Origin of the sequence: Desulfovibrio piger (genome assembly GCF_951793255.1) — a bacterium.
Lineage (GTDB): Bacteria > Desulfobacterota > Desulfovibrionia > Desulfovibrionales > Desulfovibrionaceae > Desulfovibrio.
Genome location: NZ_OX636706.1, coordinates 967524 through 993406 on the forward strand (window position 1 = coordinate 967524; position 25883 = coordinate 993406).

General features: G+C 65.4%; 19 protein-coding genes and 4 tRNA genes. 9 read left to right on the forward strand and 14 right to left on the reverse strand.

Annotated elements, in window-relative coordinates:
- Positions 1-392 precede the first annotated feature (392 nt).
- Positions 393-1565 (reverse strand): methionine adenosyltransferase, encoded by a 1173-nt coding sequence (metK, locus tag Q4I12_RS04490; protein WP_168935341.1) that lies wholly within the window; start codon positions 1563-1565, stop codon positions 393-395.
- Between the two features lie 153 nt (positions 1566-1718).
- Positions 1719-2567, reverse strand: coding sequence for a pantoate--beta-alanine ligase (panC, locus tag Q4I12_RS04495; RefSeq protein WP_302260742.1), 849 nt, complete (start codon positions 2565-2567; stop codon positions 1719-1721).
- Positions 2568-2738: 171 nt separating this feature from the next.
- Here panC and Q4I12_RS04500 point away from each other — a divergent pair, with 171 nt between their 5' ends.
- The 3 genes from Q4I12_RS04500 to Q4I12_RS04510 all read left to right on the forward strand — a co-directional run bounded on the left by Q4I12_RS04500 (position 2739) and on the right by Q4I12_RS04510 (position 7220).
- Positions 2739-3323: a hypothetical protein gene (locus Q4I12_RS04500; RefSeq protein WP_302260744.1), complete on the forward strand. Its 585-nt coding sequence runs from the start codon at positions 2739-2741 to the stop codon at positions 3321-3323.
- A gap of 148 nt (positions 3324-3471) precedes the next feature.
- Positions 3472-4836 carry a 30S ribosomal protein S12 methylthiotransferase RimO gene (rimO, locus tag Q4I12_RS04505; RefSeq protein ID WP_302260745.1) on the forward strand — a complete coding sequence of 455 codons (1365 nt, stop codon included), beginning with the start codon at positions 3472-3474 and terminating at the stop codon, positions 4834-4836.
- Positions 4837-4973: 137 nt separating this feature from the next.
- Positions 4974-7220, forward strand: coding sequence for an AMP-binding protein (locus tag Q4I12_RS04510; protein ID WP_302260746.1), 2247 nt, complete (start codon positions 4974-4976; stop codon positions 7218-7220).
- Positions 7221-7397: 177 nt separating this feature from the next.
- On the opposite strand, the gene Q4I12_RS04515 is transcribed toward Q4I12_RS04510, so the two are convergent.
- On the reverse strand, positions 7398-8084 hold the full coding sequence (locus tag Q4I12_RS04515; protein ID WP_204625856.1) for a metal-dependent hydrolase: 687 nt from the start codon (positions 8082-8084) through the stop codon (positions 7398-7400).
- A gap of 215 nt (positions 8085-8299) precedes the next feature.
- On the opposite strand from Q4I12_RS04515, the gene Q4I12_RS04520 reads away from it, so the two are divergent.
- Positions 8300-8376: transfer RNA gene (locus tag Q4I12_RS04520), tRNA-Arg, on the forward strand.
- A gap of 197 nt (positions 8377-8573) precedes the next feature.
- Here the strand turns inward: Q4I12_RS04520 and Q4I12_RS04525 are convergent.
- The 5 genes from Q4I12_RS04525 to Q4I12_RS04545 form a co-directional block, all read right to left on the reverse strand.
- Complete coding sequence (locus Q4I12_RS04525) at positions 8574-10784, reverse strand: hypothetical protein (RefSeq protein ID WP_302260747.1); 2211 nt, start codon at positions 10782-10784, stop codon at positions 8574-8576.
- A gap of 25 nt (positions 10785-10809) precedes the next feature.
- Positions 10810-11271 (reverse strand): CesT family type III secretion system chaperone, encoded by a 462-nt coding sequence (locus Q4I12_RS04530; protein WP_302260748.1) that lies wholly within the window; start codon positions 11269-11271, stop codon positions 10810-10812.
- 166 nt (positions 11272-11437) lie between these two features.
- Positions 11438-11514: transfer RNA gene (locus tag Q4I12_RS04535), tRNA-Asp, on the reverse strand.
- 79 nt (positions 11515-11593) lie between these two features.
- Positions 11594-11670, reverse strand: a tRNA-Asp gene (locus tag Q4I12_RS04540).
- A 4-nt stretch (positions 11671-11674) separates the two neighbouring features.
- Positions 11675-11750: transfer RNA gene (locus Q4I12_RS04545), tRNA-Val, on the reverse strand.
- Positions 11751-11957: 207 nt separating this feature from the next.
- Here Q4I12_RS04545 and Q4I12_RS04550 point away from each other — a divergent pair.
- Entirely contained in the window at positions 11958-13292 is a 1335-nt protein-coding gene (locus Q4I12_RS04550) for a polysaccharide deacetylase family protein (RefSeq protein WP_302260749.1), read from the forward strand.
- 304 nt (positions 13293-13596) lie between these two features.
- Positions 13597-14357, forward strand: a protein-coding gene (locus Q4I12_RS04555; protein ID WP_295640739.1) for an IS5 family transposase whose coding sequence is annotated in 2 segments (ribosomal slippage) — positions 13597-13954 and positions 13954-14357 — 762 coding nt in all. Because the reading frame shifts where the segments join, the coding sequence is not laid out codon by codon here.
- Between the two features lie 27 nt (positions 14358-14384).
- Here Q4I12_RS04555 and nspC read toward each other — a convergent pair.
- The 6 genes from nspC to Q4I12_RS04585 form a co-directional block, all read right to left on the reverse strand.
- Positions 14385-15614, reverse strand: a complete 1230-nt coding sequence (gene nspC, locus Q4I12_RS04560) for a carboxynorspermidine decarboxylase (RefSeq protein WP_204674645.1) — start codon at positions 15612-15614, stop codon at positions 14385-14387.
- A 153-nt stretch (positions 15615-15767) separates the two neighbouring features.
- Complete coding sequence (locus tag Q4I12_RS04565; RefSeq protein WP_006007027.1) at positions 15768-16970, reverse strand: saccharopine dehydrogenase family protein; 1203 nt, start codon at positions 16968-16970, stop codon at positions 15768-15770.
- Between the two features lie 451 nt (positions 16971-17421).
- Entirely contained in the window at positions 17422-17754 is a 333-nt protein-coding gene (locus Q4I12_RS04570) for a CGGC domain-containing protein (protein ID WP_168936311.1), read from the reverse strand.
- Between the two features lie 19 nt (positions 17755-17773).
- Positions 17774-18964: an ATP-grasp domain-containing protein gene (locus tag Q4I12_RS04575; RefSeq protein ID WP_302260751.1), complete on the reverse strand. Its 1191-nt coding sequence runs from the start codon at positions 18962-18964 to the stop codon at positions 17774-17776.
- Between the two features lie 223 nt (positions 18965-19187).
- Positions 19188-20507 (reverse strand): homoserine dehydrogenase, encoded by a 1320-nt coding sequence (locus Q4I12_RS04580; RefSeq protein ID WP_168936313.1) that lies wholly within the window; start codon positions 20505-20507, stop codon positions 19188-19190.
- 8 nt (positions 20508-20515) lie between these two features.
- Entirely contained in the window at positions 20516-21697 is a 1182-nt protein-coding gene (locus tag Q4I12_RS04585; protein ID WP_168936314.1) for an aminotransferase class I/II-fold pyridoxal phosphate-dependent enzyme, read from the reverse strand.
- 168 nt (positions 21698-21865) lie between these two features.
- Between Q4I12_RS04585 and mtnA the strand changes: the two genes are divergently transcribed.
- The 3 genes from mtnA to Q4I12_RS04600 all read left to right on the forward strand — a co-directional run bounded on the left by mtnA (position 21866) and on the right by Q4I12_RS04600 (position 25799).
- On the forward strand, positions 21866-22915 hold the full coding sequence (gene mtnA, locus Q4I12_RS04590) for an S-methyl-5-thioribose-1-phosphate isomerase (protein ID WP_302260753.1): 1050 nt from the start codon (positions 21866-21868) through the stop codon (positions 22913-22915).
- Positions 22916-22975: 60 nt separating this feature from the next.
- The gene (locus tag Q4I12_RS04595) at positions 22976-24883 is read left to right on the forward strand and encodes a TIGR04326 family surface carbohydrate biosynthesis protein (protein ID WP_302260755.1); all 1908 of its coding nucleotides are present in this window, start codon (positions 22976-22978) and stop codon (positions 24881-24883) included.
- A 343-nt stretch (positions 24884-25226) separates the two neighbouring features.
- Positions 25227-25799: a hypothetical protein gene (locus tag Q4I12_RS04600; RefSeq protein ID WP_297158601.1), complete on the forward strand. Its 573-nt coding sequence runs from the start codon at positions 25227-25229 to the stop codon at positions 25797-25799.
- Positions 25800-25883: the final 84 nt, after the last annotated feature.

Below are 25883 nucleotides of genomic sequence, written 5' to 3' on the forward strand. Positions count from 1 at the left end.
CGCCGGGCGCGGCGGCGGATGTCACGGCATCCGTAATCGCTCAATGTACTTAATCCGCACAGGGTTTGCAAGTTGCAGGCCGGACGCGAGCGCCCGGGGGAAGCCCGGTATCCTGGCCGGGGCGGGTGCCCTGCGGCATGGCAGCGGCCGAAGGCGGAGCCGGTACGAGGTCTGACCCATCCCGGACCTGCAGGAGGATCGGCAGGGGAGCCCGCAAACGCCGGTGCCCGCTGTCGGTGGCGAGGATGCCGGGGAGGGCCGCTCCCTCTCCTTTGCGGTCATCGTGGCGGCCGCCCGCGGGAATGGCCGTCTACGGGGAGGGCAGGAGCCGGGCGGCGGATACAAAAAAGGCCGGGGAAAGCCCCGGCCTTCAACAGGATCAGTCGTGCGGACTAGACCTTGGCGGCGGTGCGCAGGTCGGCCACGGCGTCGGTCTTTTCCCAGGTGAACTCGGGCAGCTCGCGGCCGAAGTGGCCGTAGCAGGAGGTCTTGGAGTAGATGGGACGCTTGAGGTCCAGACGCTTGGTGATGAAGTAGGGGCGCATGTCGAAGACTTCACGCACGGCCTTGGTCAGCACTTCGTCGGGGATCTCGCTGGTGCCCTGGGAGGAGACCAGCACGCTCACCGGATCGGCCACGCCGATGCAGTAGGCGATCTGGACTTCGCACACCGGGGCCAGACCGGCGGCCACCACGTTCTTGGCGATGTAGCGGCCCATGTAGGCGCCGGAACGGTCCACCTTGGAGGGGTCCTTGCCGGAGAAGGCGCCGCCGCCGTGATGGCCGCTGCCGCCGTAGGTGTCCTGGATGATCTTGCGGCCGGTGAGGCCGCAGTCGCCCATGGGACCGCCCACCACGAAACGGCCGGTGGTGTTGATGAAGATCTCGCAGTCCTTTTCATCGAAGTAGCCGGAGGGCTCCAGCACGGGGCGGATCACGTGCTTCTTCACGGCTTCGATGATGTCGGCCTGGGAGGCGGAAGCGGCGTGCTGGGTGGAGACCACCACGTTGTTGATGCGCACGGGCTTGCCGTCCAGGTATTCGAAGGAGACCTGGGTCTTGCCGTCAGGACGGAAGAAGGGCACGGTGCCGTCCTTGCGCACCTTGGTCAGCTGCTGGGAGAGCTGGTGGGCCCAGAAGATGGGGGCGGGCATGAGGGTGGGGGTCTCGTTGCAGGCAAAGCCGAACATCATGCCCTGGTCACCGGCGCCCTGGTCTTCGGGAGCGGCGCGCAGCACGCCCTGGGCGATGTCGGGGGACTGGTGGTCGATGGAGGAGATCACGGCGCAGGTGTCGGCGTCGAAGCCCATGTCGGAGCTGGTGTAGCCGATCTCGCGGATGGTCTCGCGCACCACGTGGGGCAGGTCGGCATAGCCCGTGGTGGTGATCTCGCCGGCGATGACCGCCATGCCGGTGGTCACCAGGGTCTCGCAGGCCACATGGGCGTTGGGGTCCTGGGCCAGCAGGGTGTCCAGGACGGCGTCGGAGATCTGGTCCGCCACCTTGTCGGGATGGCCTTCGGTCACGGACTCGGAGGTGAAGAAATATTTGCCCTTGGTTTGCATTGGTCTGTTCTCCATGGTTCAGTATGGCCCGCGGCCGTTGCCGGACCGCAGGTCGCCTGCACCGCCCGTGCGGGCGGCCGGGCAGGCATGGGGAAGCCGGGCCGGGACATCAGCCCGGTCCGGCCCCTGCCGAAAAAACATATGGCCTGTCCGCTAGTCCCTGAGCAGGATATTGTCGATCAGGCGGGCCTTGCCCATGCGGATGGCACAGGCCATGAGGGCCGGGCCATCCACGGTGTCCAGGGGCTCCATGGACACGGGGTCCACCACGCTGAGGTAGTCCAGACGGCCCAGGGGCAGGTGGTCCGCCCAGGTGCAGAGGGCGGCCTCACGCAGGATCTTGGCGTGGGTCTGTCCCTTCTGGGCCATGTCGCGGGCCAGCTGCAGGCCGCGATGGATCCAGGGGGCCTGGCGGCGTTCTTCCTCGGTGAGGTAGACGTTGCGGGAGGAGAGGGCCAGGCCGTCTTCCTCACGCACGATGGGACAGGTCTCGATGCGCACCGGCACGTTGAGGTCGCGCACCATGCGGCGCAGGATGGCCTGCTGCTGCCAGTCCTTCTGGCCGAAGACGGCCACGTCGGCCTGGGTGATCATGAACAGCTTCAGCACCACCGTGCAGACACCGCGAAAATGGGTCGGCCGGCTCAGGCCGCACATGATGCGGGAAAGGTCCGGCACTTCCACCCAGGTGGCGTGGTCTTCCGCATACATGGACGCGGGTTCGGGGATGAAGATGGCGTCCGCGCCGTGGGCGGCGGCGATCTGCGTATCGCGCTCGATGTCGCGCGGATAGGCGGAAAGGTCTTCATTGGGGCCGAACTGGGTGGGGTTGACGAAAAGGCTGACCACAAGACGCTTGGCAAGGCCGCGGCCCTGGTCCATGAGCGCCTCGTGACCGGCATGGTAATAGCCCATGGTGGGCACAAGGGCGATGTCCTCGCCGGCCGCGTGCCAGGAGCGGCACTGGGCCGCCAGATCTTGGGGATTGGTGAATATCTGCATATCAAGGTATGGTGATATAGTTAGTGGGGATTCCCTTATACCTGCTGCGGCAGGCCTTGTAAAGCCGCAAAAGCCCCGCAGCCGGGCCGGGGAGAAAAAACTTCTGTGCTGTCCGGCGTTTCCGGTTGCCTTGCCCGTGGGGAACAGGCATAACAGCATGCGGAGGTTCGTATGCTCAAACCTTTTTTCCAGGGGAAACTGGATATGTTTTGTGCCATCTATGCCGTGCTCAACGCCCTGCGCCTGACCCACGGCATCCAGACGCTCAAGGCGCGCGACATCCTCAACGAGACCCTGCTTTCCCTGGCCGGGAAGCCCGGTGCCCTGCGGGCCGTGCTGGAGCAGGACACGGACTACATGCAGCTGGTGGACGACATGATCCAGGCCCGCCAGCAGCGCTACCCCCTGCTGGTGGAAAAGCCCTTTGCCGAAGGCGAGGCCGTTTCGCCCGACGCCCTGTGGGAAGCCTGCCGCGAGTGGCTGGCACCGGGCGAGGGCCGCTGCATCCTGTTCCGCTTTTTGCGGCATTTGACGCCCGAGACGCCGCCCATGAACCGGCACTGGACCTGCGCCGACCGCATGGACGGGGACCTGCTGCATCTTTTCGACTGCAGCCACGAGGACGAAGCCGTGACGCTGATCCCGCGCGAGAGCTTCGTGACCCGCAGCGCCGACGTGCAGCGGGAACGCCTGCTGGTCATCCAGCCCAACAGTCTGCGCTTCCTGGCCCTGCCGTGGCGCGTCCACGCCTTCTAGCCTGACATCTTCCCGTTCCGCCCCGTTCCTGCGGGGCGGTCCCGCACGGCGGCGCCTCTGCCGCCGGGCACAGCCTATCCCATTGCCTGCGCAACCATATCGCGCAATTTGTGATGACAAAAAAAACAGAGACGGATAGGCTATCTCCATGACTGTCCATTCCTTTTCTTCCGCAGCCGGAGCGGCCGCGCCCCTGACGCGCGCCCGTGTGTCCGGCTCTTTGCCGGTGTGGTCCCTGAGCCTGGGCTGTCCCAAGAACCGTGTGGATACCGAGCATCTGCTGGGCTCGCTGGGCATGCCCGTGCACAGCGTGGAACACATGGGCCGGGCACGTCTGGTCTTCATCAATACCTGCGGCTTCATCGAGCCTGCCGTACGCGAGTCCATCCGCTCCATCCTCGATGCCGTGGAGCGTCTGGGCCGCTGCAAGCGCCGCCCCCTGCTGGCCGTGGCCGGCTGTATGGTGGGGCGCTACGGCGTCAAGGATCTGGCCGCCGACCTGCCCGAGGTGGACCTGTGGCTGCCCACCGGCGAGCTGGAAAACTGGCCCGCCATGGTGCGCGAGGCCCTGGGCCTGCCCGCGGCTCCCGCCGCGCCGGGCCGCCTGCTCTCCACGGGCCCGTCCTATGCCTGGCTCAAGGTGGGCGAAGGCTGCCGCCACAAGTGCGCCTTCTGCACCATCCCGTCCATCCGGGGCCCGCTGCGCTCCGTGCCTGCAGCCGACCTGCGCGAGGAGGCCCGCAGCCTGCTGGCCGGCGGGGTGCGCGAACTGGTCCTGGTGGCCCAGGACCTGACCTCGTGGGGCAGCGACTTCGACACGCCCCAAAGCCTGCCCCACCTGCTGGACGAGCTGCTGCCCCTGGACCGCCTGACCTGGCTGCGCCTGCTCTACCTTTATCCCAGCGGCGTCACGCCCGAACTGCTGCGCTACATGCGCGAGGCCGGGCCGCAGCTGCTGCCGTACTTCGACATCCCCCTGCAGCACGCCCATCCCGAGGTGCTGACCCGCATGGGCCGCCCCTTCGCCAATGATCCCCGCCGCGTGGTGGACCGCGTGCGCGAGGCCCTGCCCGAGACCGCCCTGCGCACCACCTTCATCGTGGGCTATCCCGGCGAGACCGAGGAGCATTTCCAGGCCCTGTGCCGCTTTGTGGAAGAGACGCGCTTCCGCCATCTGGGCGTCTTCGCCTATCAGGCCGAGGAAGGCACGCCCGCGGCGGCCATGCCCGACCAGGTGCCCATGGAAGTGCGCGAGGAACGCCGCGCCACGCTCATGGAGATCCAGGCCGAGATCAGCGAGCGGCAGTTGCAGGAAGCGGTGGGCCAGACCATGCCGGTGCTGGTGGATGCGCCGCATGACGAATGGCCGGGCCTGCATGTGGGCCGCGTCTGGTTCCAGGCGCCCGAGGTGGACGGCATCACCTACGTGAGCGGCCTGGGCGTGGCCCCCGGCGCGCTGGTGCAGGGTGACATCGTGGAGAGCAGCACCTACGACCTGACCGCCCTGGCCTGATCCTTTTCTCGATAGTGTTCGACAGGGGCGCTTCGGCGCCCCTCCTGATGACGGCCCCCGGTCTCCGGGCCGGGGGATGACAACGCGTGTGCCGTGAGGCCGCGCCCAACCCTTGCAGCATGCATCTGGAGCAGCGCATGACTACCCCTTCGCAGACGGAAACGGCCCGCCCCCTGGACGGCGCCATGGAAAATATCCTGGACGACGGTCAACGCCCCGGCTGGTGGCGGCATTTTGCGGGTCACGAGGACACGGAATGCGTCATCCGGCCCATGCATCTGGCCTCGTTGCTGGACAGGGCCGCCAGGACGCACGGCAACCGTCTGGCCATCCGTTTCCAGAATTTCCAGATGACCTACAGCCGTCTGCACGAAGCGGCGGAACGCTTTGCCGAGGCCCTGCGCCTGCGCGGCGTCAAGCCCGGCCAGCGGGTGGCCGTCATGCTGCCCAACATCCCGCAGACCGTCATCGCCTTCTGGGGCATCATGAAGGCCGGGGCCGTGGCCGTGATGACCAACCCGCTCTATATGGAAAAGGAGCTGCTGCATCATTTCAATGATGCCGGGGCCGAGGTGCTGGTGACCCTGGACCTGCTCTGGGCCAAGCTGGAGCCCCTGCGCGACCGTCTGCCCCTGCGCCTGACCGTGGTCACGAACATCTCGGACGGTCTGGCCTTCCCGCTCAACTGGCTGTATCGCATCAAGGCCCGCCGTCAGGGCCAGGTGCCGCAGGTGCCCTACGGGCAGGAAGTGCTGCGCTGGAAAGATTTCATCAAGGTCCGCGGCCGCTTCAGCGTGCCCACCGACGAGGACCCCGGTGACGCCCTGGCCCTGCTCCAGTACACGGGCGGCACCTCCGGCCAGCCCAAGGGCGCCATGCTGGGCCATGCCTGCATCTCGGCCCAGATGCAGCAGCTGCTGGCCATCCTCCATATGGACTGGGAAAACTGCAAGCCCATGTCCTTCCTGAGCATCATGCCTTTCTTCCACGTCTTCGGCCTGGTGGGCAACATCATCCTGCCCACGGCCCTGGCGGCCACCACCATCCCGGTGCCGCGCTACACGCCCGCCGACCTGCTGCGGACCATCGCCCGCTTCCGTCCCACCTTCTTCGTGGGCGCGCCTTCGGTCTACATGTCGCTCATGCAGCAGAAGGACATCAAGAAATACGACCTCACTTGTATCGAGATCTGCGTCTCCGGTTCGGCGCCGTTCCCCACCGAGGCCCTGCGCCGCTGGGTGAGCATGACCCACGCCAGCATCATCGAAGGTTTCGGCCTGACCGAGGCCTCGCCCTGCGTCACGGCCAACCCGCTGGACGGCCCGCAGAAGGAAGGCTCCATCGGCGTGGCCTTCCCGCATACCGAGACCCGCATCGTGGACATCAACGACAGCAACCATGTCCTGGGCCCCAATGAGGAGGGCGAGATGCTGGTGCGCGGTCCGCAGGTCATGCAGGGCTACTGGAACCGTCCCGAAGAGACGGCCGCCACCCTGACCGACGGCTGGCTGCATACCGGCGACATCGCCTACTACGACGAAGAAGGCTACTACTACATCGTGGACCGCAAGAAGGATCTGGTCATCGTGGGCGGTTACAACGTTTACCCCCGCGAAGTGGACGAGGTCCTGTACGAGCACCCCAAAGTGGCCGAGGCCGTGGCCGTGGGCGTCAAGCATCCCACCCGCGGTGAAGTGCTCAAGGCCTATGTGGTGCCCCGTCCCGGCGAGACCCTGACCACGGCCGAGCTGACGGCCCATTGCCGGGCGCGTCTGGCCAACTACAAGGTGCCCAAGTTCTTCGAGTTCCGCGAGGAACTGCCCAAGAGCCTCATCGGCAAGGTGCTGCGCCGCATCCTGCGTGACGAGGAGGCCGCGCGCGTGGCCCAGGGACAGGGGGACGAGGACCGTCTGCTGCCCACGCCGGACCAGCCCGCGGCCGCGCCCACCCGTGCCCAGGCCCTGGGCCAGCAGGCGGGCGAGCTTCTGGACGAGGCCCGGGAAAAGATGGACTCCCTGCGCGGCCAGGCCGGAGAGATGATGGAGGAAGCCCGCCAGAAAGCCGGCGAACTGCGTCGCCAGAGCGGCGAGATGGTGGACAAGGCCCGCGGCAAGGCGGGCGAACTGGGCCAGCAGGCGGGCGAGCTTCTGGACGAGGCCCGGGAAAAGATGGGCTCCCTGCGCGGCCAGGCCGGAGAGATGATGGAGGAAGCCCGTCAGAAGGCCGGTGAGCTGCGCCGCCAGAGCGGTGAAGTGGTGGACGGTGCCCGCCAGAAGGCCGGGGAACTGCTGCAGGAAGCTCGCGGCAAAGCCGGTGAGCTGGGCCAGCAGGCGGGCGAGCTGCTGGACAAGGCCCGCGGCAAGAGCGACGACGAGAAAAAGTAAAAAGCGATATGTCCGGGTGGGGCCGATATCCTGTTTAAGGGATTGCCCGACTCCCGTTTTTTGGAAAAAGCGAAAAGCCCTTCCTGCCATGGCAGGAAGGGCTTTTTTACTGATGGGTCGGGAAGCGTTTGGAGGAGGAGACATCGCTGATGCGCGGGATGGCTCCCCCACAAAACGCTAGATCTGCACGGACTGGCCGGGCAGCAGGTCGATGCAGGTACAGCCGGGAGCCACGCGGGCCAGTTCGGCCTTGAAGGCTTCCGTATCCTGGGCCAGCACCGGGAAGGTGCCCCAGTGCATGGGGATGACCTGTTTGCAGCCCAGCAGCTTGCAGGCCAGGGCCGCCTGGCGGGCATCCATGGTGAAGACGCCGCCCATGGGCAGCAGGGCCACGTCGATGGGGTAGAGGCGGCCCCACAGTTCCATGCCCGCGAAGATGCAGGTATCGCCCGCATGGTAGATGTGCTTGCCGTCAGGCGTGCGGATGATGTAGCCCGCCGGGGAGCCCGACTCGCTGGAGTGATACGCCTGGGTCATGGTGAATTCGAAGCCCGCGTGGGCCACGGTACCGCCCATGTTGAAGCCGATGTAGTTGAGCAGCTGGGCCGAGGGCACACCGGCGGCCTCCAGCTTCTGGGCCGTGCCCACGATGGCGCCCAGCATGGCGCCGGTGTTCTTGCAGATGGCCACGGCATCGCCCACATGGTCGGCATGGTCATGGGTGACCAGCACCACGTCCACCGGGCCGATGGTCTCGGCCGTGGTACCGGAAGCGGGCGTCAGGAAGGGGTCCACGACGACATGCTTGTCATCACAACTGATATTGAAGGCCGAATGGCCGTACCAGAGGATCTGGCTCATGATCGTTCTCCTTGTTGGGGGGCGCCCCAAAACGGGGAAAGAAAGTATAGCGCAAGACTAGGAGACTGTCACGAAAAGAAGCAGGCCTGCCGTGATGCCGGGCGGCGTCGCGCCCGGAAGAGAGGCACGGACCATTTGCGGGACTGAGGCGGTGCGCCCCGAAGCTGGCAGGGGCAGGGCTTGACAGCGGCACGCCCTTTGCCTAGAAAGACACATGTGCGCCCGTAGCTCAGTCGGATAGAGCGTTGGCCTCCGGAGCCAAAGGCCGTGCGTTCGAATCGCGCCGGGCGCGCCACAGATTTCAAGCCCTCACGAGGAAAGCCTCGCGGGGGCTTTTTTTGTGCCTGTGGTCTGCCTCTCAGGCCGGACAGGGGACACTCACAAGCAGCGCCGCAGGCCGACAAAAAACGGGGCATCCGCCAAGCGGATGCCCCGTTCCGTTTTCAGGCGGGCAGTCGGTCAGCCCGGCGCGGAGGCGGCCGTTGGCCGCGGCTAGCCCTGCCGGGTGTTGAACAGCACGTCGAGATCCTCGATGCGGAATTGCAGCGGTTCCCGGCCATTGGGCAGCAGGAAGGAGGCTCTCGCGTTGATGCCGGAGGAGGCACGGGGGCCCATCTCCGCATCGATCTTCTGGAAGCAGAATTCGATATTGACGTGGTACGAGCCGTCAGAGTGCCGGATGATCTCGATGGACAGGCTGTTGGCGAGGGGCCGGGACTGGAGGGCAGCGATGCGCATGGTCTCGTTGGCGGTGGCCGGGTCGGCCATGAGGAGCATCAGGATATCGGCGCCGCTGGCCTGATGCAGCGGGCTGCAGATGCGTCCGGCCTCTTCGGCGGAGGGGAACATGGCGATGAGGGCGTCCAGCTCCCGTTCCATCTGTTGCGGCTCATGGGTAAATCTCCCGCCGCCGAACTTGTGCCCGTTGATGGTGATGCCGTTCCGGGCGAAGTCCTTGAGGAACTGGTCCGAGAAGTAGTTGCACTTGCGGATGAGTTCGGGAGAAGCCAGATCCTCTCTGGACAGAGTGACGGCCCCGTTGCCCGGAGGGGAGGACAGGACGGTGGCATTGAGCCCGTCCTGCATCTTTTGCCGGGCGGCGGCCATGTCGAAGGTCTGGCCTTCGGGCGGGGTCAGGCCCAGGCCCTGGGGCACGAAACGGCGCGCTTCGGCCATGCGCATCTGGCCGAGACCGGGCGCGTGGTCGAGAAGGGCATCGAACTCGTTGCTTTCCGCAGCCTGGACCAGAGTGTCCAGGACGTTCATGAGCAGGAGTTCGTTGCGGGAACGCAGGCCCGCGTCGGCCTCCTGGGCAAGCTCACGGCGCAGGACATGCAGGGGGGAGCCGCCGCCCAGGGCACTGCGGGCCGCGTGGTGGGCACCATTACGGGCATTGATGCGGGCGGCCAGCTCCGGCGGGAGGGGCTGCTTTTCCTGTACGAGCTGCTGGAAGAGCTCATGTTCGTCCTTGCTCAGGGGCTCCAGATTGCCGAGACCCAGCATCCTGCATGCGGCGCGTGCCGTCAGGATGCGGACCAGACCGGCTTCCGGCCCGCCCTCGATGCCGGGACGCAGCATGCCGTCCGGCTGTGTGATGGCGGCGTGCATGGTCCGGGCATAGGCATCGAAGTCCCTCTTCAGTCCGGCGGGGGTGGCCTCGGCCGGCGTCAGGGTGCGCAGGAACTGGCCCGTATCCAGTACGGCGTCGCATATGGCCTGCGCCATGGCGGCGTTCACGGGCCTGGAGGCGTGCAGGATCTCGTCCTGCAGGATGCGCTTGGCCTCCCGGGGCATGGCCGGGGCGTGTTCCACGGTATCCAGGGCCGCCACGAAATTGTTGATGACCTTGTCGGCCACCGTGGAGGCTTCCGCCAGGGTGGGCTGGTGTATGTTGTTGCTGTCGTACAGGCAGCGGGCACTGAGCTTGTCATGGATGGTCTGGACCAGGACGTCGCGGGTGGCGGGGCTGATGTCGCCAACGAGGCCCTTGATCCGCATGGCGGCATCCAGACGGGCCATGAAGCCGTGGGGGCCCTCGCCGCTGACCTGCTCCGCCATGGCCGCGATACCGGCCTTGGCTTCCTGCAGTGTCTGCATGCGGATGCTCTCGCCAAGGGCGTCCAGGCTTTCGGCCGCTGTCAGCGAATGGTCGGCGCGCCGGGCCCTGGCTTCCAGATCGCGCAGGACGGTGTCCCGATAACCCCGGAGCTGTTCCGCCGTGGCCGGAAGCAGGCCGAAGCGCTGCCGCCGCGCGGCCGTCTGCGTTTCCAGATCCGAGGGCGAGCCGTCGGCATGGGGGGCGCAGAGCTTCTGGAACTGGTCCCGGACATTGATGAGCCGGGTCTCCAGACGGGCCTGGTCTTCCGTCGTCTTGATACGGATGACGTCCTGCAGCACCCGGGCCGCGTCACGTCCGCTCAAGGGACGACCGGCAGCCAGCTTGCTTTCCAGGCTCTTCCGGGCGATGTCCGCGAAGCGGTCGCCCAGATCGTCGGTCTGGCGGATGGTATTGATGATCCCGGTCATGACGTCACGGTTGGCCTGGGCTGCCGTGTCGCTGTGGCGCGAGCGTATCCAGCTGGCGATGCGGCCTCCCAGTGAGGAGGTGGTGGGGACGGTATGTCCCTGGCGATCGATCCCCAGATGTTCCTTGCCGAACGCGCCCAGCCGTTGGGCGATGATGTTCAGGTCATTGATCTTCATGGCGAATCCTTTATGGCAGCAGCGTTCAGATCTTCAGCATGCCGTCGTTCCAGCCCGCTTCCGCAGGGGCCTGGGGCGTGGCGGCCTGTTCCCGCAGTTGCGCGATGGAAGCGCGCAGCGATTCCACCGTATCCACATGACGGCCCACCTGGCGGTCGAGGATGGCCTCGTCCAGATGTTCCAGCGGCAGGCGGCGGGTATAGGTCACGGCGTCGAGCAGGGGCTCGATGCCCAGCACCCCGCCGTCCGTGCCCTTGAAAAAGCTGTCCAGTTCCAGCAGCAGGCCATAGAGCGCCAGCTTGTCGGCATCGCTTTCCGGCAGGCCGCACACCCGGCTGTACAGGTACAGGGCGTCGCTGTTTTCAGCGCATTCAAGGGTGACTGTCACGTCGTCGAACTGGAGCGTGCAAACGCCGTTCTCGGTCTCAAGGCCGTCTATGCCGATAGCGGCACCAAATTTTGCAATGATATTGGCAGTGGGATGCATAGGTCTCTCCTTTTTGTTACTGGTATAGCAAAAGGTAGACCAAGAGGATCGCCCCTGTCCACGCATGGTGGCTGGGGCAGACAGGGCGGAAGGTGGGAATGGGACAGTGCGGAGTGGCGGGAACAAAAAAAGCGCCCTGCATGTGCAGGGCGCCTTCGCGTGATTATGGCGGAGCGGAAGGGACTCGAACCCTCGGCCTCCGGCGTGACAGGCCGGCGTTATAACCGTCTTAACTACCGCTCCAAATATGGAGTCGGGAAAATATCCCGTATTGTTCTCAAAAAAAGCGCACCGTTTGCACAGTGCGCTTTTCTCGCAATTATGGCGGAGCGGAAGGGACTCGAACCCTCGGCCTCCGGCGTGACAGGCCGGCGTTATAACCGTCTTAACTACCGCTCCGTAGTGGTGGACAGTACAGGACTTGAACCTGTGACCCCCGCCGTGTGAAGGCGGTGCTCTACCAACTGAGCTAACTGTCCGTCGTTGTCCTCTCGAACAAGATTGTTTGTACGGGAAACACCCCTCGGGGTCAAGAAAAAAATTGAAAAATTTGAAAAGAGTTTAATTTCATTTGTAATTAGCTGGAATAAAAGGATAAAAAATTGATATTCGTTCCTGATAAATAGCCTTGCAGTCCCGGAGGGCCGGTGTTAGGTAGAAAAACACTTCAGTTCAGGGTGGAAAAGATGATGTTTTCCCGTTTCCGGCAGGGCCGCAGGCCCGTGACCGGCAAAGATCGTGATGCGCGTTTCCCGTCGCGCATGGGCATGGGGCTGCTGCTGGCGGCCCTGCTTTTGTTGCCGGGCTGTGCCCAGGCCGTCCCGGACAGCGGCACGCCGCTGCGCGTCTCCGCCACTGCCCGGAAGCTCTCCGGGCCTCTGGAGCCTGCCTCCCTCTCGGCGCTGGTAATGAATGATGCCAGTGTCCGCCAGTGCCGGGTCTACGATGGTGTGCGCATCATCGCGCAGCCCATGCAGGAGAACCTCTGCGCCCTGAGCTTCGATGACGGCCCTTCGGCCAATACGCCGCAGATCCTCGACATCCTGGCCGCGCACAACATCCCGGCCACGTTCTTCGTGCTGGGGCGGAACGCCGAGCGCCATCCCGATCTCGTGCAGCGCATCCATGACGAAGGTCACGAGATCGGCATCCATACCTATTCCCATCCCAATCTGCGCCATCTCAACCTGGCGGCCCAGAGCGAGCAGATCGGCAGGGTGCAGCGCTTTTTGCGCTCCCTGGGCATCGAGGCCCGCTTCCTGCGCCCGCCGTACGGTTCGTTCAATGACATCACCCTGAAAGCTGCCGAGCAGATGGACCTCAAGGTCGTGCTCTGGTCGCTGGACAGCGAGGACTGGCGGGGCGTGCGCGAGGATTACGCCGCCCTGGTCAACACGCGGGGCCAGCGTTACGTCAACAACGATCTGCGCGGCATCTTCCTCTTCCACGATACGGTGCACGGCACGCTGGAGAACTTGCCGCGCATCATCGCGCAGCTGCAGGCCGGGGGCTGTCAGCGTTTCGTGACGGTCAGCGATTTCCTGGACGGCAGCCTGGACCCCGAACCGCCTTTGCTCATGGCCCGGCGCACCCGGCAGCCTTTGCCTGACGGCCGCGAGCTCATGCCGCCGGAGAGTTTCCCCGATGTGCAGCTGGCCGGACAGGAAACGGGCCGCAGCGGCTTCGATGCCGCCCAGCGAGCCTCCTCCACGCGGGATACCAGCCTGATCTGGGCCGCGGGCAGCACGCCGGTGCCCATGGCGCGCAGCAGCAGCCCCCGCTGGGGCAAGGCCGCGGAACAGGCCCGCGAGCAGCAGGCCCGTCGCCTGGAGCGGCTGGAACAGGAACGGCAGGCCGCAACGGCCCGGACGCAGGCGCAGCCGGCAGGGCCCGTGCATGCCGTGCGCGGTACCGTGACGCCCCAGCGCGATTTCGGTACCAGCGCCGGTGAGGTCTATCCCGGCAGCCGTCCCGTGAGCTCCGTCGAGGATCTGGCCCCGGCCACGTCCGTGCAGCAGTAAAATATGAGGGGAGGGTCCGTGTCCCTGCTGTCGCCAGTAACGCTTCTTTGTCGCTGACGGGCACGGCCTGAGGCCGCCTTCGGTCGCTGCCGATACGAGAAGGGCCCCTTTCTCCCTATGTCCCCTTCCCTGGTGTGTTCCATCCAGGGAACAGCTGGCAGGGATGCAAGCAAACAGCCCCCGCATGATGTCATGCGGGGGCTGTTTGCGTTCAGGAAAAGGCCTGTGGTCTCGATGTCCTAGATAGTGTCGTCAAATTCAAAAGTATGTTATAATCTCTTCACTTACAATGAGGAGAGACCATATGGCGGCACATCGGAGGCATGATATTTCCGACAAGGTATGGGCAAATATTGAAAAACTTCTTCCCGGTTCCAAAGGCTCTGTCGGTCGTCCTTCCGCCGATAACCGATTGTTTATCAACGCCGTCTTCTGGATACTGAGAACCGGGGCTCCGTGGCGGGATTTACCCCCCGATCTTGGCGACTGGAAAAATACACATCGCCGCTTCTGCCGATGGCGAGATCGGGGAGTTTGGGAGAAAATACTCGAAGCTCTCATTGTCGAACCTGATTTTGAATGGCTCATCATTGATGCCAGTCATTGCAAAGTACATCCCCATGCGGCGGGCGCTGCGGGAGGTAATGAGGCCATGAGCCGCACAAAAGGGGGCTCAACTCAAAAATACATCTGGCCGTGGATGCGCATGGTATGCCGGTCAGAGTTATTGTTACAGAAGGTACCCGAGCTGATTGCAAAGAGGCCTGTGCGTTGATTGACGGGTTGAGTGCCGGGGCACTTTTGGCTGATAGAGGCTACGATACGGAGAGTATTCTCCGCAAAGCAGGTGAATCCGGTTTCCAGGTTGTCATCCCGCCAAAGAGAAGTCGTAAAATATCACGCAACTATGACAGAGAGCTCTACAAAGTCAGGCATCTTGTCGAGAATGCTTTTCTCCATCTCAAGCGCTGGCGGGGAATTGCCACACGATATGCCAAAAGATGTGCATCTTTTCTTGCCGCCGTTCAAATCAGATGCATATCTTTGTGGGCAAACATAATTTGACGACACTACCTAATTTGACGACACTATCTAGGACAGACGGGTCTTGAAGTCCTCGTAGCCGAAGCGGCGCACCAGACGGAAACGGGCCGTGGCGGCCGGGTCGGCGGCGTCGAGGTCGGCGGCCAGGCTGCCGATGGACGGCAAGCGCAGGCCGTTGAAGGTGGTGGTCTTGACCATGCTGTAGATGGCCATGTCGGTGAAGATCAGGCGGTCACCGGCCTTGAGGGGCGCGGCGAAGCTGTATTCGCCGATGACGTCCCCGGCCAGGCAGGACTTGCCCGCCAGGCGGCAGGTCCAGGCCTTTTCGCCGTTTTCGCCCGCCAGGCGCAGCTCGCCGTCTTCTGGGGCCAGCAGGTTGGGGCGGTAGGGCATCTCCAGCACGTCGGGCATGTGGCAGGAGGCCGAGGTGTCCAGGATGGCGATGGGCATGTCGGCCTGCACCACGTCCAGCACCGTGGCCACCAGCCAGCCCGCATTGAGGGCCACGGCCTCGCCGGGCTCCAGATAGATCTGCGCGCCGTAGTTCTGCTGCATGCGCGTGATGCAGCGGCAGAGGCGGTCCAGGTCGTAGCCTTCGCGGGTGATGTGATGGCCGCCGCCGAAATTGATCCACTTGCACTGGGCCAGCTGCTTGCCGAAACGGGCCTCCACGGCATCCAGGGTGCGTTCCAGCGCGTCGGAGCCCTGTTCGCACAGGGTATGGAAATGCAGGCCGGAGATGCCTTCCGGCAGCGTTTCGGGCAGCTGGTGCGGCCGGATGCCCAGACGGGAGCCCGGGGAGCAGGGATTGTAGATGGCCACGGCGCCTTCGGAATGTTCGGGATTTATGCGCAGGCCGCAGCTGATCTCGCGGCCGTTGTCCCGGCACCAGGCCCGGACCTTGGGGCCGAAGCGTTCCCACTGGGCCAGGGAGTTGAAGACCAGGTGATCCACCAGCGGCAGCAGCTCGTCCAGCTCTTCTTCCGTCCAGCCCGCGGCAAAGGCGTGCACTTCGCCGCCGAATTCTTCGCGGCCCAGGCGGGCCTCATCCACGGAGCTGGCGCAGGTGCCCCACAGGGGGCCGTGGCCTTTGGCGCGGGAGAGCAGGGAAAAGCTGTCCCAGGCGGCAAAGCCCTTGAGGGCCAGCAGGATCTTGGCGCCGGTGCGCTGCTGCACGCTGTCCAGGATGGCCGCATTGGCCGCCAGACGGGCTTCGTCCAGCACGAAGCAGGGCGAGGGGACGGTACGGGGATCCAGCAGGGGCAGGAGATGCTTCATGTTTTGGTCTTTTGCAGGGGTTGGGGTGAAGAAAGGGCTGCCGTCCGGGGCCTGGCCGCAGGGGCGGCGGGTCTGTTCCCGGGCCGGAGCGCAACGGGGGAAGGAGCCCGCGGGCCCCTTCCCCCTGAAACAGCGTTGCCGGCGCGAAAGGGACTAGTCTTTCACTTCCACGCACTGCCACGGCAGGCCGTAGGCGTTGAGGTCGGCCATGAAGGGGTCGGGGTCGAACTGTTCCATGTTCCACACACCGGGCTTGAGCCACTGGCCGGAGACCATCATCTTGGCACCGATCATGGCGGGCACGCCGGTGGTGTAGGAGATGGCCTGGGAACCCACTTCGGCGTAGCAGGCTTCATGGTCGCAGATGTTGTAGATGTAGACGGTCTTTTCCTTGCCGTCCTTGATGCCGCGCATGACGTTGCCGATGCAGGTCTTGCCCTTGGTCAGCGGGCCCAGGGAGGCGGGGTCGGGCAGCAGGGCGCGCAGGAACTGGATGGGCACGATGTCCTGGCCCTGGAAGCGCACGGGATCGATGCGGGTCATGCCCACATTGCCCAGCACCTTGAGGTGGTTCAGGTAGTTTTCCGAAAAGGTCATCCAGAAGCGGGCGCGCTTCAGGCCCTTGAGGTTCTGCACCAGGGATTCCAGTTCCTCGTGGTACATGAGGAAGCACTTCTTGGGGCCGATGCCGTCGGGGAAGTCGTAGGTCATGGACCAGGACAGGGGATCGGTCTCCACCCATTCGCCGCGTTCCCAGTAGCGGCCGCGGGCGGTCACTTCGCGGATGTTGATCTCGGGGTTGAAGTTGGTGGCGAAGGGCTGGCCGTGGTCACCGGCGTTGCAGTCGATGATGTCCAGCACATGCACTTCGTCCAGCTCGTGCTTCATGACCCAGGCCGAGAAGACGTTGGTGACGCCGGGGTCGAAACCGGAGCCCAGCAGGGCGGTGAGGCCGGCCTGCTTGAAGCGCTCCTGGTAGGCCCACTGCCATTTGTATTCGAACTTGGCGGTATCCAGGGGCTCGTAGTTGGCCGTATCCAGATAATGCACGCCGCATTCCAGGCAGGCGTCCATGATGTGCAGGTCCTGATAGGGCAGGGCGATGTTCAGCACGGTGTGGGGCTTCACCTGACGGATGAGGGCGCAGAGCTCGGGCACGTTGTCGGCATCCACCTGGGCGGTGGCGATGTCGACGCCCAGACGGGCTTTGACCGAGCGGGCGATCTCGTCACACCGGGAAAGCGTACGACTGGCAAGAGTGATCTTGCCGAAGGCCCCTTCTTTGGCCAACTGGGCGCACTTGTGCGCCACCACGCTTCCCACGCCACCGGCGCCGATGATCAGAATATCCGCCATGACTTCTCCTTTTGAATCCGTTTTGTCCGTGATTGATGATGAAATGCGGCCCGCCGGAACAGGCGGTCATCCCCTCCATAGCCCACAGCGGCGGGAAGGTAAAGGGCGGGGGGAGGGCCCGGCCGCGCCGCCTTGGCCTTCCCGATCCTTACGGGTCCGCCCGGGCTGGGGACATCCTTGCTGCGCATCGGGGAGCCGGGGACATGCCATGCCCAGCATGCCTGCTTTGTGTGACCGCCGGTCGTCATGAAGGTGACGGGCCGGCGACGGGACAGGAAGATGTGCTGCCCGTGCCTCCGGCGGACGGTACCGTGCCGGGGCCATGGCCCATGACGGTCTCCCGTCAGGACGAGGCATGGCAGGAAGCCGCCCTGCATGGCCCGGGAGCGTACGCGCCGGAAAGGGGCAGTACGGGAGGGGATTCCCTCCCGCTCCTATCTCATGCGTATCCCTAGTGCGTGTGATCCAGCACGGGCACGCCGTCGCCCAGTTTTTTGCGGATGGCGGCGATCATGGTCTCGTGGTGCGGGCAGGGGAAGCTGATGGGGTTGCCCTTGCAGATGCAGGAGGCCAGGGCAACGGCTTCGGCGCCGCGATCCACCAGCATCCTGGCGCGGGCCACGGCCCGCTTGCCGGGACAGCCGCCGCAGGAGACGAAGCCGATGACCTCGCAGGGGCCCAGTTCCTCGAAAGCGCCCTTGCCCTGGGCGGCAAAGGAAAAGTCCGTGGTGCCGGGGCAGATGTCCTCGGTCTGCATGCAGCGGATGATGCCGATCTTCTTCATGAGAGCCTCCTTGGTTTGCTTATCGGGCCTGGGGCGCCTCCTCATGGTCTTCGGGGATGACGTAGCCCAGCAGGTCGTCACGCACGATGGCGTCCAGTTCCGTCCGGTCATGGGCCGGGGTCTCGGTGAACAGGAAGCCGAAGTGGGAATAGCGGTCGTAGAAGCCGCGGCGCAGGTGCAGGACCTTGCGGAAGCGGGCGCAGAGGGCGTCGTAGTCGAAGCCGCGCACCGGCGGGCAGGCGGCGGGCTTGTTGAGCACGATGAGGGTGTAGAGCTTGTCCTCGCGGCCGGGCAGGATGCTGTCCCAGTCCGGGCGCCGGTCGTCCAGATAGCAGCCGTAGGTGGGGAAGCCCCAGGCGAAGAGGCTGATGTCCGTGCAGCACCAGCCCGCGAAGCGCAGCGGGTTGAATTCGATGGGCACCATATGGCCGTCGGCGTCGCGGCGCAGTTCCACATGGACGGGGTAATCGCGCAGGCCCAGGCGCTCGTTGATCTGGTCGAACCACGCTTCCAGCGGCCCGGACATGCGGCGGATGATGTCCGCGCTGGTGTAATACAGGCGGTCGCTCACATCTTCGGAAGAGGCGAAGTCGTGCTGGAGGATGTTGCAGATGACGGCCTCGCCGCGGCTGTTGAAATAGACGTCCACGGCATATTCCGTGCCCTGGATGAGGGATTCCAGCAGCCAGACCTGGTTGTCCAGCACGGCGGCGGGATATTCCTTGCGCCAGCGCACGGCGCCGGCCGCGATGTCGTCACGGGCGGCGCGCCACTGCTGGGCGTTCTCGATGCTGTAGACGCCCAGGCTGAAGAAGCCCACCGCAGGCTTGAGCACGCAGGGACCGGGCAGGCTTTCGAAATGGGTCTCCATGACGTCCCGCAGGGTCAGCTCGCGGAAATGGAAATCGGGGAAGAGCGGGGCCAGACGCTGGCGGAACAGCAGCTTGTTCTTGAGCAGTTCGGTGGCGCGCACCAGCCCGGCATTGCCCGAACGGCTGTAGAGCCAGTCCAGGGCGTTTTCCGAATTGCTGTACAGGCGCTGCCCCTGGCAGCACAGACGGCCGAAGTCGCGGCTGGAGACAAGGTTGAGGTGCAGCCCGTAATCCAGCCCGGCCTGCCGGGCAGCGGGCGTATCCAGGACAGGTTCCTGCCGGTCGGCGGCAAAGGTGGCCAGCTCCGGCGAGACATACGGATCTTCCAGAATGATCATGGGGCCCCTCGTGCAGCATGGCTGCGTAAAAAGCGCAGGGCCGGGATGTTTCCTGACCCTGCGCGATGTGGTGGCTGGAGAAGCACCCGGAACCCCTCCCCGCGAGGACGGCTCCGGCAGTGGCGGGAAATGTCTCACGATGGCACGGGCTTTCCCGCGGAGCTGGGCACCATCATTTTGAGATCGTGTGCAGGGGGAGAGCCTCCCCCTGCGTTCGTTTTTGTTAATCCAGCACGCGGAAGTACACGGCAGGCTGGCGCAGCATGCCGGTATCCAGGGTGCGCTGCAGGGCGGTGCTCATGGCTTCTTCGGTGGTCTCATGGGTCATGAAGACCAGCGGCACGCCCTTGCCTTCGTCGGTACGCTGGATGACCTGGGCCATGCTCACGCCCTGGTCGGCCATGCAGCCGGCCAGATCGCGCAGCACGCCGGGCTCGTCCTCGACCATGACGCGCACATAGTAGCGCGAACGCCATTCCGCGGGCGGCACGATGCTGGCGCGGGGCAGGTCGTCACAGGCGTAGCCGGTGTTGTGCGGGTTCTCGTCACGGGCCACGGCCATGAGGTCGGCCAGCACGGCACCGGCGGTGGGCAGGTCGCCCGCGCCGCGGCCGTGGAAGAAGAGCGAGCCGCAGGCATTGCCGCTGACGCGCACGGCGTTGTACACGCCGCCCACGCGGGCCAGCAGCACCGTATAGGGCACCAGGGCCGGGAACACGCCCGCCTCCAGCCGCACCTTGTCGTCGGGCTGGCCGGGCTCGCGGCGTTCGCGCACCTGGGCGATGAGCTTGATGCGGTAGCCGAACTCGCGGGCCAGGGCGATGTCCAGGCTGGACATGCCGCGGATGCCGCGCACGGGCATGGCCGTATAGGGATAATTGACCCCGTAGGCCAGGCGGATGAGCAGGGTCAGCTTGTGGGCCGCATCGTGACCGTCGATGTCCAGGGTGGGATCGGCTTCGGCATAGCCCAGCTGCTGGGCCTGTTTGAGGGCCACATCGAAGTCCAGACCGTTGGAGGTCATCTCGGACAGGATGTAGTTGCTGGTGCCGTTGAGGATGCCCATCAGGGACGAGATGCGGTTGCCGGCCAGGCTGGTGCGCAGGGCCTCCACCACGGGGACGGCGCCGGCAACACTGGCCTCGTAGCGCAGGATGCGGCCCTTGCCGGCGGCTTTCTGGAACAGGGCGAGCCCTTCCTCGGCCAGCAGGGCCTTGTTGGCGGTGACGATGTGCTTGCCGGCGTCCAGGGCGCGGTCGATGATGGTACGCGGGGCGTCGATGCCGCCCATGAGCTCCACCAGCACGTCGATCTCGGGATCGTTGATCAGCTCGTCAGGGTTGGTGGTCAGGTCGGCTCCGGGAGGCAGGGGCACGGTGCGCGCCTTCTGGGCATTGCGCACCAGCACCTTCTTGACCTGGATGTCCCGGCCCGTACGCTGACGGATGATGCCGGCGTTCTCTTCCAGCAGGCGGGCAAGACCGCCGCCCACGGTGCCGAACCCGGCCAGACCCACTACCAGAGGCTTGTTGCTGTCGGCCATAGTGTCCCCTAATCGCTGGAGCCGCCGAGCAGGCGGCGGATGTTGCGCACGGCCTGACGGGTGCGGTGATCGTTCTCGATGAGGGCGAAGCGCACGTACTCGTCACCGTAGGCGCCAAAGCCCAGGCCCGGCGAGACGGCCACCTGCGCTTCGGTGAGCAGCAGCTTGGAGAATTCCACGGACCCCATCTTGCGGAACTCTTCGGGGATGCGGGCCCAGACGAACATGGTCGCCTTGGGCGCGGGCACTTCCCAGCCGATGCGGTTGAGGCCGTCGATGAGCCAGTCACGGCGCTGGCGGTAGATGTCGCAGATCTTGGTGACTTCTTCGTCGCCGCTGCGCATGCCCACGGTGGCCGCGATCTGGATGGGCTGGAAGATGCCGTAGTCCAGGTAGCTCTTGATGCGGCTCAGGGCGTGGATGAGCTTGGGGTTGCCCAGGCAGAAGCCCACGCGCCAGCCGGGCATGGAGTAGCTCTTGGACATGGTGTAGAATTCCACGCCCACGTCCTTGGCGCCCTTGGCCTGCAGGAAGCTGGGGGCCTTGTAGCCGTCGAAGACCAGGTCGGCATAGGCCAGGTCATGGATGACCCAGATGTTGTTCTCCTTGGCGAATTCCACGACCTTTTCAAAGAAGGCCAGGTCGGTCACTTCCGTGGTGGGGTTGTGGGGGTAGCACAGGAAAAGCAGCTTGGGACGGGGCCAGGCCTGCTTGGTGGCGGCGGTCAGGTCCTCGAAAAAGTCACGGCCGGGCCCGATGGGCACGCTGCGCACGTCGGCGCCGGCGATGATGGGCGCATACTTGTGGATGGGATAGGTGGGGTCGGGAGCCAGCACCACGTCGCCGGGCGAGAGCATGGCCAGCGAAAGGTGGGCGAGACCTTCCTTGGAGCCCATGGTCACGATGGCTTCGGTGTTGGGATCGAGGTCCACATCATAGAGGCGCTTGTAGCGTTCGCACACGGCGTCGCGCAGATGGGGGATGCCGCGGGAGAGCGAATAGCGATGGTTCACCGGCTTCTGTGCGGCTTCCACCAGCTTGTCCACGATGTGCGGCGGGGTGGGAATGTCGGGATTTCCCATGCTGAAGTCAACGATATCAATATTCTGGCGACGCAGCTTCATTTTAAGGTCGCCTACCACCGCGAAAACGTAGGGGGGCAGGCGCTGGATGCGCGAGAACTCTTCCATGGGGACGCTTCTCCTGCTGAAGTTCAAAAACTTCAGCCAGATTAGCCAGTGCGTTCGGCATTTGTAAAGCACTTTGCCAAGATAAGGGCTTTGCGCTACCGTGGTCGGTATTGGACAGGCTACGCCATCTCACGGACCCTTTATCGCCCTTCAACCATCGAGGACCGCATGGAACACCATATCCGTTTCGACGCTGACGCCATGACCCTGTATCTGCTGGACCAGCGCGCCCTGCCCGGGCGCGAGGACTACCTGCCCATCCGCACCCTGGACGAGACCATCCGGGCCCTGCAGGTGATGGTGGTGCGCGGCGCTCCGGCCATCGGCGTCACGGCCGGTTTCGGCTGCGTGCTGGCCCTTGAGGAACTGCGCCGCAGCCTGCCTGCCGGTGCCGACTGGCGCACGGCCTATGACCAGGCCCTGGTGCGTCTGGAGGCGGCCCGGCCCACGGCCGTGAACCTGCGCTGGGGCGTGGAGCGCATGCGGGCCCTGTGGCGGGCCCATGCCGGTCTGGAGATGGAGGCCCTCATCCCCGTCCTGCTGGCCGAGGCCGAGACCATGCGCCGCGAGGACGTGGAGATCTGCTGCGAGATCGGCCGCCACGGGGCGTCCTGCATCAACGACGGCGACACCGTGCTCACCCACTGCAATGCCGGGGCCCTGGCCACGGCCGGTTACGGCACGGCCCTGGGCGTCATCCGCGGCGCCCTGGAAGCGGGCAAGAAGGTGCGGGTCATCGCCGACGAGACGCGCCCCTTCCTGCAGGGCGCGCGCCTGACCGCCTGGGAACTGCAGCAGGACGGCATCGACGTGCGCGTGGCCTGCGACAATGCCTGCGCCCTGCTGATGCAGAAGGGCCTGGTGCAGTGCGTGGTGGTGGGGGCCGACCGCATCGCGGCCAACGGCGACGCCGCCAACAAGATCGGCACTTTCGGCGTGGCCCTGCTGGCCAAGCATTTCGGCATCCCCTTCTATGTGGCGGCGCCCCTGTCCACCATCGACCCGCGCACGCCCGACGGCGCGCACATCCCCATCGAGGAGCGCCCCGACCGGGAAGTGACCCATGTGGGCGAGACCCGCATCGTCCCCGAAGGGGTGCCGGTCTTCAATTTTGCCTTCGACGTGACGCCCGCTGACTGCATCACGGGCATCATCACGGAAAAGGGCGTCCTGCGCGCGCCCTACGGCCCGGCCATCGCCGCGGCCCTCAAAGCCTGAGCCTGCACGGACGGCACCATGCCGTCCGTTTTTTCTTCCCCTGTCCGGAAAGGAGCGCCCATGAAAGAACTTACCTTGCTGGCCGACAGCAGAGCGCCGCTGGCCTTCCATCTGGAGACGTCCGCCGCCGTGGCCCACTGGAACCTGCGGGACGTGCCCGGCAACCACATCTCGCTGCCTGCCCTGTGCGATGCCCGGCTGACGGAGATCCGGCGCGAGCACGCCGCATGGGCCTGCCGGACGGGCCTCAGGCCCGTGGAGGGGGCGCTGCTGCACGAGCATTTCCAGGCCGGGGAAAAGCTGTCCATGTGGTGGTGTTCGCTGCTCTACGAGCGCCATCCCAAGATGACGCCCCTGCTTTACGAGATCTACAAGCTGCGTACCCTGGAGCATCTGCTGGACGAGGGCGGCTTCACGGCCCTGCGTCTGGTGGGCGGCGACGACCGGCTGTGCGAGACCCTGCTGGCGCTCTGCCAGGCCACGGGGCGGCAGTTCGCGGACTATCACGATCCCAAGTGCCGTGACGGACGCTACCGCAGCCGGCTGCGCCGCATCTATGAGGCTTGCCCCTCCCTGCTGCGCGCGGCCGGGCGCTTCCTCCACTGGTGGTTCCGGGTGCGCCTGCCCCTCCGGCCCAGGGGCGGGGCCCTGCCCACCCTGCCGCCCGCGCATGTGACCACGGGCACCATCGCCACCTATTTCCCCAATGTGGACATGGAAGCCGCGGCAGCGGGCCGCTTCCGCTCCCGTTACTGGGAGGGCCTGCACGACGCCCTGTGCGCGGCGGCGGCCAGGACGCCCGTGCGCTGGCTGTTCATCCGCTTCCCGTCGCCGCAGATGGATCTGGCCGGCTGCATCAGGATGCGGGACCGTCTGCGGGCCGCACGGCAGGACGGCGTGAGCTTCCACTATCTGGAGGAATTCCTCACGACCGCCGACCTGCGGGCCGCCTGGAAGCGCTATCTGCGTCTGGCCTGGACCAGCCGCCGTCTGGAGGCCTCCATGCGCGAGCTTTGCCGTTTCGAGGGCTCCCGCCTGAACTTTTGGGCCTATATGGCCGAGGACTGGGCCGAGACCTTCCGGGGCTGGCGCTGTCTGGAGCGCTGCCTGCAACAGCGCGGCATCGACAATTACGTGAAGGCCGCCGGGCCCCAGCGCTGGTTCACCTTCCCGCTGGAGAACTGCCCCTGGGAACGCATGCTGACCCATGCCGCCCACACCACGCCCGGCGCGGGCGGGCCCGTGTACGGGGCGCAGCATTCCACCATCCGGCCCACGGACTTCCGCTATTTCGACGATCCGGTCACCTTCACGGACAGCGCCTGCGCGCCCTTCCAGCCCGACCGCATCTGCGCCAACGGGCAGGGGGCCCTGCGGCAGTGGCAGGCCGCCGGTGTGCCGCAGGAGCGTCTGGAGCTGGTGGAGGCCCTGCGCTACATGTATCTCGTCGATGCCCGCAAGTCCGCCGTGCCGCCGCAGGAAGGGCAGACGCACCACCGCCTGCTGGTGGTGACCGGCTTTTTTGCCGACGAGACCGCCGACCATGTGCGTCTGCTGGCCCGGGCCGTGCACGCGGGCCTGCTGGACGGCTGGGAGATCGTGGTCAAGCCGCATCCCTATCTTTCCGTGGAGGCCGACCTGCGTCACGAGCTGGGGGCCCAGGCCGGGCGCCTGCGTTTTGCCGACGGCCCCATCGCCACCCATCTGGTGCCCGGTACCGTGGTCTGGTCGTCCGCTTCCACCACCGTGGTCTTGGAAGCGGCCCTCAAAAAGCTGCCCGTCATGGTCATGCTGCCCTCGGACGGCTTCGACCTGTGCCCCTTGCAGGACGTCCCCGGCCTGCTGCGTACCGGCAGCCTGGACGATGTGAAGCGGGCCCTGGCCCAGGCCGCGCCGCCCGCCCTGCCGGACGACTATCTGGAATTGCAGCCCGAGCTGCCCCGCTGGCGGGCCTTGCTGGAATTGTAACGAAGGCGGACGGGCCTTGGTCCCACGGGTTTCCCGGGCGCTGTCCGCGCCGTGGAGGCCGCCCGGTGCCTGATGGAGGCGCAGGGCGGCTTTTTCTTTCCGGGGCCTGCCATACGGCCCGATCGTTTCCCGAAGGCCCGGCAGGGAGAGATGGGGCTTTCTGTGACCGGGAGCATGGCACGCGGACGGACGGCTCCGGAGCGTGCGGGATGCCTGCGTCCCTCGCAGCCATCCCGCGGGGCTTGAAAAAACAGGCTCCGCTGGGTAGCGTCAAAAGAGCGGCTGCCCCGGGAAAGGGCGTCGCAGAGCAGGCCCCGCAGGGGGCGTGCGGGAGGATGTCATAGTGTTCAGCGAACGGGTCAGGAATTACGGCTCGCGCGGCAAGGGCGTGAGCGCACGTGACAACCATATCATCAAGGGCATGAAGGCCCTGCACCTGCTGGCGGCCCTGGCCTGGGCGGGCGGCGCCTTTTCCATGCAGGCCCTCGGTTTCCTCAAACTGGGCATGGACGATCCGGCGACCGTGAAGCTGGTGGAATACTGCCGCTATATCGTGGATTCCTGGGTGGTCATGCCCGGGCTCATCGGCTGTGTGCTCACCGGCCTGCTCTATTCCATCTTCACCTCACTGGGTTTTTTCAAATTCGCCTGGGTCACCTTCAAGTGGATCATCAGTTTCTGCGCCGGTTTCTGGGGCACCTTCTTCTGGCTGCCCGTGGGTGACCGCTGCATCGAATGGCTCACGCCCATGGGGCTGGACTGGCCCCTGCGCTTCGTGCGCTCCTGTATCCTGCCGGAAGAACTCTGGGCTAGCCTGGTCCAGGTAGCCATCATCTTCGCCATGGTCCTGATCTCCATCTATCGCCCGCTGACCTGGAAGATGTACGGCGATCCCATCGTGCCGCCCACGTCGTAGGAGATATATTTTTGCGGGGAGCCGTCTTTGCCTGACGCAGGAAAGGGGCCCTCCTTCCGCTTCTCGTCCTTTTCCCAATGCGTT

Bases quoted from the DNA above. Each gene is read 5' to 3' on its own strand.
- metK (WP_168935341.1), bottom strand. From the start codon at position 1,565: ATGCAAACCAAGGGCAAATATTTCTTCACCTCCGAGTCCGTGACCGAA.
- panC (WP_302260742.1), bottom strand. From the start codon at position 2,567: ATGCAGATATTCACCAATCCCCAAGATCTGGCGGCCCAGTGCCGCTCC.
- Q4I12_RS04500 (WP_302260744.1), top strand. From the start codon at position 2,739: ATGCTCAAACCTTTTTTCCAGGGGAAACTGGATATGTTTTGTGCCATC.
- rimO (WP_302260745.1), top strand. From the start codon at position 3,472: ATGACTGTCCATTCCTTTTCTTCCGCAGCCGGAGCGGCCGCGCCCCTG.
- Q4I12_RS04510 (WP_302260746.1), top strand. From the start codon at position 4,974: ATGACTACCCCTTCGCAGACGGAAACGGCCCGCCCCCTGGACGGCGCC.
- Q4I12_RS04525 (WP_302260747.1), bottom strand. From the start codon at position 10,784: ATGAAGATCAATGACCTGAACATCATCGCCCAACGGCTGGGCGCGTTC.
- Q4I12_RS04530 (WP_302260748.1), bottom strand. From the start codon at position 11,271: ATGCATCCCACTGCCAATATCATTGCAAAATTTGGTGCCGCTATCGGC.
- Q4I12_RS04550 (WP_302260749.1), top strand. From the start codon at position 11,958: ATGATGTTTTCCCGTTTCCGGCAGGGCCGCAGGCCCGTGACCGGCAAA.
- nspC (WP_204674645.1), bottom strand. From the start codon at position 15,614: ATGAAGCATCTCCTGCCCCTGCTGGATCCCCGTACCGTCCCCTCGCCC.
- Q4I12_RS04565 (WP_006007027.1), bottom strand. From the start codon at position 16,970: ATGGCGGATATTCTGATCATCGGCGCCGGTGGCGTGGGAAGCGTGGTG.
- Q4I12_RS04570 (WP_168936311.1), bottom strand. From the start codon at position 17,754: ATGAAGAAGATCGGCATCATCCGCTGCATGCAGACCGAGGACATCTGC.
- Q4I12_RS04575 (WP_302260751.1), bottom strand. From the start codon at position 18,964: ATGATCATTCTGGAAGATCCGTATGTCTCGCCGGAGCTGGCCACCTTT.
- Q4I12_RS04580 (WP_168936313.1), bottom strand. From the start codon at position 20,507: ATGGCCGACAGCAACAAGCCTCTGGTAGTGGGTCTGGCCGGGTTCGGC.
- Q4I12_RS04585 (WP_168936314.1), bottom strand. From the start codon at position 21,697: ATGGAAGAGTTCTCGCGCATCCAGCGCCTGCCCCCCTACGTTTTCGCG.
- mtnA (WP_302260753.1), top strand. From the start codon at position 21,866: ATGGAACACCATATCCGTTTCGACGCTGACGCCATGACCCTGTATCTG.
- Q4I12_RS04595 (WP_302260755.1), top strand. From the start codon at position 22,976: ATGAAAGAACTTACCTTGCTGGCCGACAGCAGAGCGCCGCTGGCCTTC.